Genomic DNA, 12462 nt, shown 5'->3' on the forward strand with positions numbered 1-12462 from the left:
GCTCCCCCTTCAGGCCCTGGGCAGGCCGAGCACCCGCTCGGCGACGATGTTGCGCTGGATCTCGTTGGTGCCGGCGTAGATCGGGCCGGCGAGGGAAAACTGGAAGCCGCGGGTCCACGGCGTGTCCAGGATCGCCTCGGCGCCGAGCAGCTCGAGCGCGACCTCGTGCAGGTCGATGTCCAGCTGCGACCAGTAGAGCTTGTTCAGGCTGGCCCGGGCGCCGGGCGGGCGGCCCTCGACGAGCCCCGTCACCTGGTGCAGGGTGAAGTGGCGGTACGCACGGGCGCGCAGCCAGGCGCGGGTGACGCGCTCGCGGGTCGCCGGGCGCAGCCGGTCCCGGCGGGCGATCGCGAGGGCGATGAGCCGCTCGGCGGTGTGCAGAAACCGGCCGGGCGAGCGCAGCGTGAGGCCGCGCTCGGAGCCGGTGGTCGCCATCGCCACCCGCCAGCCCTGGTCGACGCCGCCGAGCACGGCCGAGTCGGGCACGAACACGTCGTCGAAGAAGACCTCGGCGAAGCCCTCGTCGCCGTCGAGGCGGCCGAAGCCGCGCACGGTGACGCCCTCGGCGTCCAGCGGGACGAGGAAGTAGGTGAGGCCTCGGTGGCGGGGCGCGGCGGGGTCGGTGCGGAACAGCCCGAACAGGTGCGTGCAGAACGCGCCGCGGGTGGTCCAGGTCTTCTGGCCGGTCAGTCGCCAGCCGCCCGGGGTCCGCTCGGCGCGGCTGGCGATCGCGGCCAGGTCGCTGCCGGCGCCGGGCTCGGACCAGCCCTGGCACCACAGGTCCCGCGCCGCGGCCATGCGGGGCAGGAGAGTGTCGCGCTGTTCGGCGGTACCGAACTCGAACAGCGTCGGGGCGAGCAGGAAGATGCCGTTCTGGGTGACCCGCTGCGGCGCCCCGGCGGCGTAGTACTCCTCCTCGAAGACGAGCCACTCCCACAGCGAGGCGTCGCGCCCGCCGTACTCCCGCGGCCAGGACACCACGGCCCAGCGGGCATCGAAGAGGCGCCGCTCCCACTCCAGATGGGCGGCGAAGCCCTCGCGGGTGTCGCCGGAGGGCAGCGGCGTGGCGGGCACGTTGGCGCGCAGCCACTCGCGGGCCTCGGCCCGGAACTCGGCCTCGGCGGGGGTGTCGGTGAGGTCGACGCCAGTCATGCGAGCATCACCGGCCGAACTCGTCCCGGACGCGGTCGGCGACGCCGGTGAGGTTGATCTCGAAGGTGAAGCCCTGCTCGTACCGGTAGCTGCGCTTCGGATCCCAGGGGTCGATGCCGTTCAGCGACTCCTTGGCGGCGCGGATGACGGCCGGGTCCTTGCCGGCGATGTCGTGCGCGACCTCGAGGGCGGCCGCCCGCAGGTCGTCGCGGGCCACCACGCGCAGCACAGAGCCGAACGCGTGCAGCTCGGCGGCGGTCGCGGTGGCGGAGGTGTACATCATGGCGCGCATCTTGTGCTGCGGCACCAGCCGGGACAGGTGGGTGGCCGCGCCGAGCGCGCCCCGGTCGACCTCCGGCAGCCCGAACGTGGCGTCGTCGGCGGCGACGATGATGTCGGCGTTGCCGCACAGGCCGATGCCGCCGCCGAGGCAGAAGCCGTGCACGGCGGCGATCACCGGCACCGGGCAGTCGTAGACGGCGGCGAAGGCGGCGGCGCAGCCCCGGTTGACCCCGACGAGTGCGCCGAAGTCGCGGGCGGCCTGCAGCTCCTTGATGTCGACGCCGGCGTTGAAGCCGCGGCCCTCGGCGCGCAGGACGACGGCCCGCACCGCCGGGTCGGTGCCGGCGTCGTGCAGCGCCGCGGCGAGGTCGAACCAGCCCTTGACGGGCAGCGCGTTCACCGGCGGGTTGTTCATGACGATCTCGGCGACGCCGCGGTCGTCCAAGGTGGACTCGATCATTCGTCCTCATCTGTCGCGAAGGTCGCCCAGCCGTACACGGCGACGGTCCCGTCCTGTTTCGTGCAGGTCATGTCGATGTCGAGCAGCGCCTCGCCGTCCGCGCCGGTGCGCCGGGCGGTGACCGCGCCGTCGCAGGTGACGGTGTCGCCGGGGAAGACCCGGGCGGCGAAGCGGACCCGGAAGGCGCGCACGTTCTCGGCGCCGAACCGGTCGGTGGCCCAGGTGGCCAGGAACCCGGCCTGCAGCATGCCCAGCGACAGCGGCGCGGGCAGCCCGGCCTCGCGGGCGAAACCCTCGTCGTGGTGGATCGGGTTGAAGTCGCCCGAGGCGCCCTGGTAGCGGACCAGGTCGGTGCGGGTCAGCGGGCCGACAACCAGCGCACTCATCCGGTCTCCACCCCGGTCAGCCGGGCGGTGGCGACGAGCCGGCCGGTCTCGTCGTGGAACTCGGTCACCATGACGGCGAACGCGAGCGGGCCGGAGCGGCCCTCCTTGCGGGTCACCGACTCGATGCGGGACCGCCCGGTCAGCCGAGTGCCGGCGCGCGGCGGCGGGCCGTGGAAGACGTACTCCTGCTCGGCGTGCAGCCCCTTGTGCTGGTCCATGGCCACGGCCTCCCACGGGTCGCTCGCCCCGGACTGCCAGAAGAACGCGGTGGTGAGGAATGTCGGCGGTACCACGGGATCCTCCGCCTCCAGGTAAGCCGGGTTCGCCGAGCGGGTGGCCCGCGCGAACTCGCGGATCTTGCCGCGCTCGACGTCGAGGGTGAACGGTTCGCCGGCCACGCCGGCGGCACTGTCGTCAACCATGGGATTCCTCAGGGGTGCTGGCTGCTGACGGAGACGACCTCGCCGGTCATGTACGAGCTGTAGTCGCTGGCCAGGAAGACGATCACGTTGGCCACCTCCCACGGCTCGGCGGGCCGGCCGAACGCCTCGCGCCGGGCGAGCTCGCCGAGCAGCTCCTCGGTGGTGACCTTGGCGAGGTGGGGGTGCATCGCCAGGCTGGGCGCCACGGCGTTGACCCGCACCCCGGCCTTGGCCGCCTCGACGGCGGAGACGCGGGTGAGCGCCATGACCCCGGCCTTGGCCGCGGCGTAGTGCGCCTGCCCCTCCTGAGCCCGCCAGCCGATGACCGAGGCGTTGTTGACCACCACTCCCCGGCCGCGGGGCATCATGTGCCGCAGCGCCGCCCGGGTGCAGCGGAAGGTGCCGGTGAGCGTCACGTCGAGCACCGAGCCCCACTGCTCGTCGGTCATGTCGACGATGCTGGCGGTGCCGCCGAGCCCGGCGTTGTTGACCAGCACGTCGAGGCCGCCGAGCCGGTCGGTCACGGTGTCGAACAGGCGCTGCACCTGGGCCTCGTCGGTGACGTCGCACGGCACCGCGAGCACGCCCAGGCGCTCGGCGGCCTCGGCCAGGCGCCGCTCGTGCCGGTCGCTGATCGCGACGGTCGCGCCCTCTTCGACGCACCGCTCCGCCGTCGCGAACCCGATGCCGGTGCCGGCGGCGGCGGTCACGAGCACCGTGCGGCCCGCGAGCAGGCCGTGGCCGGGGGTCTTGCTCACCATGGCGTCACTCTACCAAGCGCTTGTTTGGTTGACCAGAACGGGCGACGCCGAGCGGCACCGCCGTCGCCGCCGAGGTGGACAGCTCCGGGCGGTCCGCCTCGGCCTCGGCCAGCGGCGCGACCTCGCGCAGCGTCTCCCGGCTGCGCACGGCCAGCTCCCGGTACACCCGGGTGCCGTTGGCCTTCCACGCGATCTCCTGCGCGGTCAGCTCGCGCACCACGCGGGCCGGCGACCCGGCGGCGAGGGTGCGCGGCGGCACCACGAACCCGGCCTTCACGAACGCGTGCGCGCCGACGAACGCCTCGTCGCCGATCTCCGCGTCGTCCATAACGACGGCGTTCATGCCGACGAGCACGCCCGCGCCGATGCGGCAGCCGTGCAGGACCGCGCCGTGCCCGACGTGGCCGGCGCGGCCGAGCACCGCGGTCGTGCCCGGGAAGGTGTGGAAGACGCAGGAGTCCTGCAGGTTGGACCCCTCCAGCATGACGATGCGGCCGAAGTCGCCGCGCAGGCTCGCCAGCGGCCCGACGTAGCAGCCCGCGCCGACGTGGACGTCGCCGATGAGCACGGCGGTGGGGTGCACGTAGGCGGTGGGGTGCACGACCGGGATGACGCCCTCGATGGAGTACGCGGGCATCAGGCGAGCCGTTTCAGCACGGCGGCGGCCTCGGCCATGATCCGCTCGATCAGCTCGGCGCAGCTGGGCAGGTCGTCGATGAGCCCGGCCACCTGGCCGCTGGCCATCACCCCGGCGTCCGCGCGGCCCTCGACCATCGCGGCGCGGATGAGCATCGGCGTGTTCGCCGCGAGCAGCACCTGGTCGTAGCGCAGCCCGTGACCGCGCATCGCGCGCCCCTCGCGCAGCAGCGACAGCCACGACCGGCCGGACAGCCTGCGAAACGCCCGGGCGTTGCCGATCGCGTTCGCCAGCCGCCGCCCGGACGCCCGCCCGGCCAGGGCGTCGACGAACGGCGTGCGCAGCACCCGCTGGGGCACGCCGTCGAGCGCGTCGGTGACGACCGTGCCGGTGACGGAGGCGGCGAGGTAGCGCCGCTTGACGTCCTCGGCGATCGGGCTGTCGGTGGTGAGCAGGAACCGGGTGCCCATGGCGATCCCGGCCGCGCCGTAGGCGAGCGCGGCGACCAGGCCGCGGCCGTCGTAGAAGCCGCCGGCGGCGACGACCGGGATGTCCACCGCGTCGACGACCTGCGGCAGCAGCAGCGACGTGGGCACCGGGCCGGTGTGCCCGCCGCCCTCGCCGCCCTGCACGACCACGGCGTCCGCGCCCCAGGCGGCGACCTTCTCGGCGTGCCGGCGGGCGCCGACGGAGGGCACCACGACCACCCCGGCGGACTTCAGCCTGTCGATGAGCTCGGGCTTGGGCGCGAGCGCGAACGAGGCGACCCGCACCCCCTCGCGGATGAGCAGGTCGGCCCGGCGGGCGGCGTCCGGCGCGTCGGCGCGCAGGTTGACCCCGAACGGCCGGTCGGTACGCGCCCGCACGTCGGCGATCGCGGTGGCCAGCTCGTCGTAGGACAGCGTGGCGCTGGCGAGGACGCCCAGCCCGCCCGCGTTCGCGGTGGCGGCGGTGAGCCGGGCGTCGGAGACCCAGCCCATGCCGGTCTGCACGATCGGGTACCGGACCCCGAACAGCTCGCAGATCGGCGTGCGCAGGGCCTCGGGGCTCAACCCGCCACCTCCCGTGCGCGCACGTCGTTGGGGTCGATCACCTCGCGGATCAGGGTCAGCTCGTCCTCGGTGGGCTCGCGGGTCTCGGGCACCTCGGCGGGTACGACCAGCTCGAAATCCGTGGCGTCCAGCACCTCGGCGACCGTCACGCCCGGGTGGACCGACACCAGCCGCATACTGTGGTCCGCGGTGGCGAAGTCGAACACGCCGAGGTTGCTCACCACCCGCCGCACCTCGTGGAAGCGACCGGCCTCGGGCAGCGCCGCCGCCCGGTCGTAGCCGACGCCGCAGACGATGTCGACGGCCGCCACGAACGAGCGCCGGCCGTGGCGCGGCACCCAGTAGCTCGTCGGGTGGTTGACGGTGTTGCCGGGCGCGCCGCGCACGCCGAGCAGCTGCCGGGTCGGGCGGGCGAAGTCGCCGATGGCGGAGATGTTCGTGTTGCCGTAGCGGTCGATCTGGCTCGGGCCCATCATGACGTGCCGGCGCCCGCCGTAGATCAGGTCGAACACCGCACGGAACGGGATCCAGCCCTCGATCACCGGCGGCGGCGCGCCGATCGCCCACGTGCCCTGGGCCAGCATCGCCTCGCCGTCGGACAGCAGCAACTCGGGCTCGAACGTGGCGCGGGCCAGCCGGGCCGCGATGAGCGGCACGACACCGATCGGGCTGGCCAGGATCTCGCCGTCGCCGCGCCATGCCTCGGCGCAGGCGACGACGCACACCTCGGCGCGGTTCGCGGTTGTCATGCGGCCACCTCCCGGTGCTGCACGGCGGCGCGGTAGGCGTCCTCGTCGCCGTTGAGATAGCGGTCGTAGAAGGCCGACCACAGCTGCGGGTCGGCGGCCGCCGTCGCGTATTCGCGCTGGAACGCCTCGTCGCGGCCGTAGTCCGGCTCGCACGAGGTGAAGTGCGCGCCGCCGGGGGCCTCCACCACGCCGTGCACCATCCACCGCTGCAGCAGCAGGGACTGCACCGGCGCCTCCCGGGTCAGTTCGGCGGTGGGCACGATCCGCTCGACCGAGACGTACGCCTGCTCGGCTGCGGTGCAGAACAGGTCGTCGAAGTACGGGTCGGGGCCGAGGTACTGCGCGTTGCCGTACACGTCGGCGCGGTTGAGGTGCACCAGCGCCGCGTCGAGGTGGATCGCCGGCACCGCCAGGAGCTCCTCGTCGCCGTAGGGCGAGGCGACGGTCCGCAGCGCCGGGTTGATCCGTAGCACGTCGGAGCCGAGCCCGGCCCGGCTGGGCAGGAACGGCAGCCGGCAGGCGGCCGCGTACAGCCCCCAGCGCAGCATGCCCTCGTCGTACTCGGAAACCTCGACCGCGCCCGCCTGCCGGGCCGCACGGAAGTGCGGCTCGAGCGGGATCGTGTCGAGGGACACGAATCCGTACACCAGGTGCCGGATCTTCTTCGCGGCCAGCAGCAGGCCGACATCGGGTCCGCCGTAGCTGACGACGGTCAGGTCGGTGAGGTCGGAGCGCAGGATCGCCCGGACCAGGGCCATGGGCTTGCGCCGCGACCCCCACCCGCCGATCCCGATGGTCATGCCGGAGCGTAGCCGGGCCACGACCTCGTCTGGGGACATCTGTTTATTCGCCATTGCTCTGTTCGGCCGCCTTACTCCCGCAGGCTGACTTGCCCCACGACCGTACCAAGCGCTTGCTTGATTACGCTACACTCGGTTTCTCACCGGGTCGGTACACTCCGTGCTTGGGTCGGCGGGATACATCTTCTTCTCTGCAAAGGACACGGAATGGCGCGGGAATCTGGGGACCGACGCGAGCGGATTCTCGCCAGCGCGGCGGCGCTGTTCGCCAACAAGGGCGTGGCGGCGACCACGGTGCGCGAGATCGCCGACGAGGTCGGCATCCTCTCCGGCAGCCTGTACCACCACTTCGAGTCCAAGGAGGCGATGGTCGACGAGATCGTCACCTCGTACCTGGACGACCTGCGCACGCGGTACAAGCGGGTGATGGCCGCGGACACCGACCCGCGGACCCGGCTGCACGACCTCATCGTGGCGTCGCTCGAAGTGGTCGAGGCACACCCGCATGCCACCGAGATCTACCAGAACGACGTCAACTACCTGATACAGATCGAGCGGTTCGGATACCTGCGCAACGCCGGCAAGGAGGTCCAGGCCACCTGGCTGGAGGTTATCGAGGCCGGCATCGCCCAGGGCGTGATCCGCGACGACCTGGACCCCAAGATCCTGTACCGGCTGATGCGTGACGCCGTGTGGCTGTCGGTGCGCTGGTTCAAGCCGACGGCGGCCTACCCGATCACCCGGCTGGCGGAGGACTGCACGTCGCTGTTCCTGGACGGCCTGTCCCGCCGCTGACGCTCGCGTCGAGGCCGTCCGGGAAGGTTGTCACGCGCAGCCCGTCGACGAACACGGCGACCAGGAAGGCCACGATGCCGCCGTCGAACAGGAACCAGGTGTCGCCGCGCGCCTGGTCCACGGCGATCGTCCACGCGTCCGGCGCCGTGCCGGGCGGGGCGTGCCAATAGACCGAGTTGCCGTTGGCGGTGCCCGCGACGGGCAGCAGCTCCCGCGGGTCCACCGGCAGGGCCGGCGTGCCGAGCAGCTCGCCCTCGGTCTCCAGCAGGTACTCGGCCTTCAGCCCGGCGAACGCGCGCTGGGTGTCCAACTCCACGAACTCCGACACGCCGTCCGGCACGTACACGGTGAGGAACTCGCCGAACCGCGCGTGCCCGTACGCGTCGACGAACGCCTTGTAGTCGGCCGGCAGCGGGCGGCCGAAGCGCTCCTCGAACGCCGCCCAGTCGCGCTCAGGCGCCGGGCGCAGCGGCGGGTAGGCGGCCAGCAGGCGGTCGAGCGGCTCGGCATGCATGGCTGCGGACCGTACCAGCCCGATGTTTCGGTCAAGCGGCGCGGTGGAGGCCGACCGGGCTGAGCGGGCCGACCTCGCCGGCGGCGAAGGCGGCGGCCACCGCGGCGACGGTCCAGGACGGGTCGTGGACGCCGTTGCCCTGAACGGTGGGGTGGGCGATCATCGACAGCTCGTCGCCGTCGATGCGGACCACCTGGCCGTGCAGGGCGGCCGCGGCGTCGGAGAGCAGGAAGACGACCGCCGGGGCGTTCTGGGCCGGCGGCTTGTGGACGTTCTGGCCCCGGGCGGCGTCGCCCAGGTACGCCTCGTAGGCGTCCGCCATCCGGGTGTGCGCGTTCGGGGAGACCGCGTTGACGCGCACGCCGGTGCCCGCCAGGTCGGCGGCCCAGCAGTAGGTCAGCGAGGCCACCGCGCCCTTGCTCGCCCCGTAGGCGCCCATCGCGGCCGAGCCCGCGTGCGAGCCGGAGGTCACGTTCACGATCGAGCCGGTGCCGCGGGGCAGCATCGCGCGGATGGCGTGCAGGCCGCAGTACGCGGTACCCAGCACGTTGACCTCCAGGATCGTGCGGAAGTCGGCCGGGTCCTGCTCGGTGGGGTCCGCGAGGCGGAAGATGCCGGCGTTGTTCACGAGGCCGTCGACGGCGCCGAACGCGTCCACGCAGGCGCCGATGATCGCGCCGGCGCCCTCCCAGGTGGCCACCGAGCCCACGGCGGCCTCGGCCCGGCCGCCGGCGGCGCGGATCTCCGCGACGACCGCGCCGGCGAGGCCGGCGTCGACGTCGTTGACCACCACCGCCGCGCCCTCGGCCGCGGCGAGCCGGGCGTAGGCGGCGCCGAGCCCGCGGCCGGCGCCGGTGACCACCACCGCCTTGCCGTCCAGGTGCCCGGTCATACCGTCACCTACGCTTCGCTCCGGACCGGTCATGACAAGCGCTCCACGATCATGGCCATGCCCTGGCCGCCGGCGGTGCACATGGTCTCCAGGCCGATCTGCGCGTCGCGGTGGACGAGGCCGTTGAGCAGCGTCGTGGCGATGCGCGCGCCGGTCATGCCGAACGGGTGCCCGACGGCGATCGCGCCGCCGTGCACGTTGACCCGCTCCGGGTCGGCGCCGAGCTGCCGGACCGACGGGATCACCTGCGCCGCGAACGCCTCGTTGATCTCGATGAGGTCGACGTCGCCGATCGACATGCCGGCGTGCGCCAGGGCCCGCCGGCTCGCCTCCACCGGGCCGAGGCCCATGATCTCGGGGCTCAGCGCGGACACGCCGGTGGCCACGATCCGCGCCAGCGGCGTCAGGCCCAGCTCCCGGGCGCGGGCGGCGCTCATCACCACGACGGCCGCGGCGCCGTCGTTGAGCGGGCAGCAGTTGCCGGCGGTGACGGTACCGTCGGGGCGGAAGACCGGCTGCAGGGCGGCGACCTTCTCCAGCGTCACGCCGGGGCGGGGGCCGTCGTCGCGGCTCAGCACGGTGCCGTCGGGCAGGGTGACCGGGGTGATGTCGAGGTCCCAGAAGCCGTCGGCCTGCGCCTTCTCCGCGTTGTTCTGGCTGCGCACCGCGAACTCGTCCTGCTCGCGGCGGGTGATCCCGCACAGTGAGGCGACGTTCTCGGCGGTCTCGCCCATGGCGATGTACACGTCGGGCAGCTCCCCGGTCTCCCGCGGGTCGCGCCATGGCATCGGTGGCAGCGTGGACCCGCGCTCGGGCCAGCGCGGGTTGCGGGTGCCGGGCATGCCGTCGGCCTTGCCGGCCGGGTAGTGCGAGACGACCTCGGCGCCGGCGGCGACGAACGCGTGCCCCTCCCCCGCCCGGATGGCGTGGAAGGCCATCCGGATCGCCTGCAGCGAGGAGGCGCAGTAGCGCTGGACGGTGGTGCCGGGCACCATGTCGAGGCCGAGGTGCATCGCGACCTGGCGGCCCAGGTTGTACCCCTGCTCGCCGGCCGGCTGCGCACAGCCCATGACGACGTCGTCGAGGGTGGTGGGGTCGAGGGCGGGCACCCGGGCGAGGGCCTTGCCGACGATCTGCGCGGCGAGGTCGTCGGCGCGCACGCCGGTGAGGGAACCCTTGTAGGCCCGGCCGATCGGCGAGCGCACGGCGGAGACGATCACGGCGTCCAAGCGGGACACCCCTTTCACTGCGAGACGGTCCAGCCGCCGTCGACGGGTAGCAGCACGCCGTTGACGTAGGCGGCGGCCGGGGACAGCAGGAACAGCACGGCCGCGGCGACGTCCTCGGGGCGTCCGGCGCGGCGCATCGGGTTGCGCTCGATGAGCGAGCGGCCGAGCGGGGTGTCGGCGAAGCCGGCCATGCGCGGGGTGTCGATGAAGCCGGGGGCGACGGCGTTGGCGCGCACCCGCGGCGCCACCCGGGTGGCCAGATGGCGGGTGTACCCAGCGATCGCGGCCTTGCCGGCCGAGTACCACGGCGAGTCGGTGCCGACGAGGTTGCCGGCGACGGAGGCGACGTTGACCACGGCCGCGCCGTCGGGCGGCCCGGTGGCCAGCCACGCCGAGGTGACCAGCTCGACGCTGCCGGCGGTGAACGCCAGGCCGTCGGTGAACGGCAGCGGCGGGCCGCCGCTGGCCGGGCCGGCGTTGTTGACGAGGTAGCGCACCGGCCCGGCGGCGGCCAGCGCGGCCGCGACGGCATCCGGGTCGCGCACGTCCACGACGGCCCCGCCGGGCCGCTGGACTATCGCGGGCGCGAGGTCCCAGACGACCACGCGCAGCCCGGCCCCGGCGGCGAGCGCGGCGGTCGCCGCCCCGATGCCGCTGGCGCCGCCGGTGACGAGGACGGTGTCGCCGGGTGAGAATCCGAGGCTCATCGCGCACCTGCCCGAAGCTTGGTCTTGAGCACCTTGCCGCTGGCGTTGCGCGGCAGGGACGGCACGAACACGAACGACCGGGGCTGCTTGTAGTTGGCCAGCCGACTGCGGCAGTACGACGCCAGCTCGTCGGGGTCGGGCGGCGGCCCGGGGCGGGTCACCACGAACGCGCGGGCGACCTCGCCGAGCCGCTCGTCGGGCACGCCGACGACGGCGACCTCGGCCACGGCCGGGTGCCGGGCGATGACCTGCTCGATCTCGGCCGGGTAGGCGTTGAACCCGCCGACGATGAACATGTCCTTGAGCCGGTCGGTGATGCGCAGGTAGCCCCGCTCGTCGAGCACGCCGACGTCGCCGGTGTGCAGCCACCCGTCGGCGTCGATCGCGTCGGCGGTGGCGAGCGGGTCGTCGAAGTACCCCCGCATCACGTTGTAGCCACGGACCAGGACCTCGCCGGTCGCGTCGTCCACCCGGACCTCGACGCCGGGCACCGCGGCGCCGCAGGTCGTGGCGACCGTGACCGGGTCGTCGTCGGGCCGGCACATGGTGGCGGTACCGCACGACTCGGTGAGCCCGTAGGCGGTGAGCACGGTCTGCAGCGCGAGCTCGGAGCGCAGCCGCTCGATCATCACCACCGGCACGGTCGTCGCGCCGGTGACCGCGACCCGCAGACTCGACAGGTCGTAGCCGGCGCGCCCGGGGTGGTCGAGCATCGAGGTGTACAGCGTCGGCGGGCCGGGCAGCACGGTGATCCGCTCGCGCTGCACGAGCTCGAGGCTGGTGGGGACGTCGAACACGGCCTGCGGCACGATGGTGGCGCCGCGCAGCAGGCAGGCGATCACGCCGGCCTTGTAGCCGAAGGTGTTGAAGCACGGGTTGACCAGCAGGTACCGGTCCCCCTCGCGCAGGCCGGCGAGCTGGCTCCAGGCGACGTACAGCTCGGTGCTCTGCCGGTGGGTGAGCATCGCGCCCTTGGGGTTGCCCGTGGTACCGCTGGTGAAGAACAGGTCCGAGAGGTCGTCGGGGTGGACCGCGGCGTCGACCGGCCGGCCGACGGCGGTGAAGGCGTCCCAGTCGGCGAGCGGCACGGTCTCGGCCAGCCCGGGCAGCGGGGTCTCGGCGGCGGCCTCGGTCAGCGACTCGATGTAGCGGTTGCCGAGGAACCCGTCGTCGACGAGCAGCAGCCGGGCGCCGCTGCGGGCAAGAATGTAGGCGGCCTCGGGGCCCTTGAACCGCGTGTTCAGCGGCACGAGCACGCCGCCGGCTGAGACGATGCCGAGGGCGGCGACGATCCACCGCCAGCCGTTGGGCGCCCACAGCGCGACGCGGTCGCCCTTGGCCACGCCCCGCGCGGCGACGGCCTCGCCGAAGCGCGCCACCTGCGTGCCGAGTTCGGCGTAGCTCAGCCGCACCTCGCCGTCGACGATCGCCTCGCGGGTGCGGTAGTGCGCGGCGCCGGCCCGTACCAGATCGGGGATGGTGCGGGCGTCCAACGGTTCCATGGATGGCACCTTACCAACCAAGCGCTCGCTTGGTAAGGTCTGAGCATGAGCGGTACGGAGCGGAGCGGAGTGGCCGCTCATCGGGAATTCCACCTCGTGCCGCTGCCGGAGCGAAGCGGAGG

15 protein-coding genes are annotated in these 12462 nt (G+C 73.5%); 1 reads left to right on the plus strand and 14 read right to left on the minus strand.

Going from position 1 to position 12462, the window contains the following annotated elements; genetic code table 11:
• Positions 1–9 precede the first annotated feature (9 nt).
• Genes ACGFI8_RS21200 through ACGFI8_RS21240 form a run of 9 tightly spaced genes read right to left on the minus strand, consistent with a single transcriptional unit; the run spans position 10 to position 6755 of the window.
• A complete protein-coding gene (locus tag ACGFI8_RS21200) occupies positions 10–1152 on the minus strand; it encodes an acyl-CoA dehydrogenase family protein (protein ID WP_392807175.1) in 1143 nt (380 codons plus the stop codon).
• A gap of 7 nt (positions 1153–1159) precedes the next feature.
• Positions 1160–1894 carry an enoyl-CoA hydratase family protein gene (locus ACGFI8_RS21205; protein ID WP_392807177.1) on the minus strand — a complete coding sequence of 245 codons (735 nt, stop codon included), beginning with the start codon at positions 1892–1894 and terminating at the stop codon, positions 1160–1162.
• Positions 1891–2280 carry a MaoC/PaaZ C-terminal domain-containing protein gene (locus tag ACGFI8_RS21210; RefSeq protein WP_392807179.1) on the minus strand — a complete coding sequence of 130 codons (390 nt, stop codon included), beginning with the start codon at positions 2278–2280 and terminating at the stop codon, positions 1891–1893. Before ACGFI8_RS21210 ends, ACGFI8_RS21205 begins: the two co-directional genes overlap by 4 nt.
• Entirely contained in the window at positions 2277–2702 is a 426-nt protein-coding gene (locus ACGFI8_RS21215) for a MaoC family dehydratase N-terminal domain-containing protein (protein WP_392807181.1), read from the minus strand. The genes ACGFI8_RS21210 and ACGFI8_RS21215 overlap by 4 nt, the downstream gene beginning before the upstream one ends.
• 8 nt (positions 2703–2710) lie before the next feature.
• Positions 2711–3463, minus strand: coding sequence for an SDR family oxidoreductase (locus ACGFI8_RS21220; RefSeq protein WP_392807183.1), 753 nt, complete (start codon positions 3461–3463; stop codon positions 2711–2713).
• 4 nt (positions 3464–3467) lie between these two features.
• Positions 3468–4100, minus strand: coding sequence for a gamma carbonic anhydrase family protein (locus ACGFI8_RS21225; protein WP_392807184.1), 633 nt, complete (start codon positions 4098–4100; stop codon positions 3468–3470).
• Entirely contained in the window at positions 4100–5152 is a 1053-nt protein-coding gene (locus ACGFI8_RS21230; protein ID WP_392807186.1) for an NAD(P)H-dependent flavin oxidoreductase, read from the minus strand. Before ACGFI8_RS21230 ends, ACGFI8_RS21225 begins: the two co-directional genes overlap by 1 nt.
• Complete coding sequence (locus ACGFI8_RS21235; protein WP_392807187.1) at positions 5149–5901, minus strand: CoA-transferase subunit beta; 753 nt, start codon at positions 5899–5901, stop codon at positions 5149–5151. Before ACGFI8_RS21235 ends, ACGFI8_RS21230 begins: the two co-directional genes overlap by 4 nt.
• On the minus strand, positions 5898–6755 hold the full coding sequence (locus ACGFI8_RS21240) for a CoA transferase subunit A (RefSeq protein ID WP_392807188.1): 858 nt from the start codon (positions 6753–6755) through the stop codon (positions 5898–5900). Before ACGFI8_RS21240 ends, ACGFI8_RS21235 begins: the two co-directional genes overlap by 4 nt.
• 153 nt (positions 6756–6908) lie before the next feature.
• Between ACGFI8_RS21240 and ACGFI8_RS21245 the strand changes: the two genes are divergently transcribed.
• Positions 6909–7496 carry a TetR/AcrR family transcriptional regulator gene (locus ACGFI8_RS21245; RefSeq protein ID WP_392807190.1) on the plus strand — a complete coding sequence of 196 codons (588 nt, stop codon included), beginning with the start codon at positions 6909–6911 and terminating at the stop codon, positions 7494–7496.
• On the opposite strand, the gene ACGFI8_RS21250 is transcribed toward ACGFI8_RS21245, so the two are convergent.
• Genes ACGFI8_RS21250 through ACGFI8_RS21270 form a run of 5 tightly spaced genes read right to left on the minus strand, consistent with a single transcriptional unit; the run spans position 7438 to position 12340 of the window.
• Entirely contained in the window at positions 7438–8010 is a 573-nt protein-coding gene (locus tag ACGFI8_RS21250; RefSeq protein ID WP_392807192.1) for an SMI1/KNR4 family protein, read from the minus strand. The two genes, ACGFI8_RS21245 and ACGFI8_RS21250, sit on opposite strands and share 59 nt — an antisense overlap.
• Positions 8011–8041: 31 nt before the next feature.
• Positions 8042–8902: an SDR family NAD(P)-dependent oxidoreductase gene (locus ACGFI8_RS21255; protein ID WP_392807193.1), complete on the minus strand. Its 861-nt coding sequence runs from the start codon at positions 8900–8902 to the stop codon at positions 8042–8044.
• A 29-nt stretch (positions 8903–8931) separates the two neighbouring features.
• A complete protein-coding gene (locus tag ACGFI8_RS21260; RefSeq protein WP_392807195.1) occupies positions 8932–10140 on the minus strand; it encodes an acetyl-CoA C-acetyltransferase in 1209 nt (402 codons plus the stop codon).
• Positions 10141–10145: 5 nt separating this feature from the next.
• Entirely contained in the window at positions 10146–10838 is a 693-nt protein-coding gene (locus tag ACGFI8_RS21265) for an SDR family NAD(P)-dependent oxidoreductase (protein WP_392807196.1), read from the minus strand.
• Positions 10835–12340, minus strand: coding sequence for a FadD3 family acyl-CoA ligase (locus ACGFI8_RS21270; RefSeq protein WP_392807198.1), 1506 nt, complete (start codon positions 12338–12340; stop codon positions 10835–10837). Before ACGFI8_RS21270 ends, ACGFI8_RS21265 begins: the two co-directional genes overlap by 4 nt.
• Between the last annotated feature and the right edge of the window lie 122 nt (positions 12341–12462).

Source organism: Dactylosporangium sp. NPDC048998, from assembly GCF_043197855.1.
Classification (GTDB): domain Bacteria; phylum Actinomycetota; class Actinomycetes; order Mycobacteriales; family Micromonosporaceae; genus Dactylosporangium.

Bases quoted from the DNA above. Each gene is read 5' to 3' on its own strand.
- ACGFI8_RS21200 (WP_392807175.1), bottom strand. From the start codon at position 1,152: ATGACTGGCGTCGACCTCACCGACACCCCCGCCGAGGCCGAGTTCCGG.
- ACGFI8_RS21205 (WP_392807177.1), bottom strand. From the start codon at position 1,894: ATGATCGAGTCCACCTTGGACGACCGCGGCGTCGCCGAGATCGTCATG.
- ACGFI8_RS21210 (WP_392807179.1), bottom strand. From the start codon at position 2,280: ATGAGTGCGCTGGTTGTCGGCCCGCTGACCCGCACCGACCTGGTCCGC.
- ACGFI8_RS21215 (WP_392807181.1), bottom strand. From the start codon at position 2,702: ATGGTTGACGACAGTGCCGCCGGCGTGGCCGGCGAACCGTTCACCCTC.
- ACGFI8_RS21220 (WP_392807183.1), bottom strand. From the start codon at position 3,463: ATGGTGAGCAAGACCCCCGGCCACGGCCTGCTCGCGGGCCGCACGGTG.
- ACGFI8_RS21225 (WP_392807184.1), bottom strand. From the start codon at position 4,100: ATGCCCGCGTACTCCATCGAGGGCGTCATCCCGGTCGTGCACCCCACC.
- ACGFI8_RS21235 (WP_392807187.1), bottom strand. From the start codon at position 5,901: ATGACAACCGCGAACCGCGCCGAGGTGTGCGTCGTCGCCTGCGCCGAG.
- ACGFI8_RS21240 (WP_392807188.1), bottom strand. From the start codon at position 6,755: ATGGCGAATAAACAGATGTCCCCAGACGAGGTCGTGGCCCGGCTACGC.
- ACGFI8_RS21245 (WP_392807190.1), top strand. From the start codon at position 6,909: ATGGCGCGGGAATCTGGGGACCGACGCGAGCGGATTCTCGCCAGCGCG.
- ACGFI8_RS21250 (WP_392807192.1), bottom strand. From the start codon at position 8,010: ATGCATGCCGAGCCGCTCGACCGCCTGCTGGCCGCCTACCCGCCGCTG.
- ACGFI8_RS21255 (WP_392807193.1), bottom strand. From the start codon at position 8,902: ATGACCGGGCACCTGGACGGCAAGGCGGTGGTGGTCACCGGCGCCGGC.
- ACGFI8_RS21265 (WP_392807196.1), bottom strand. From the start codon at position 10,838: ATGAGCCTCGGATTCTCACCCGGCGACACCGTCCTCGTCACCGGCGGC.
- ACGFI8_RS21270 (WP_392807198.1), bottom strand. From the start codon at position 12,340: ATGGAACCGTTGGACGCCCGCACCATCCCCGATCTGGTACGGGCCGGC.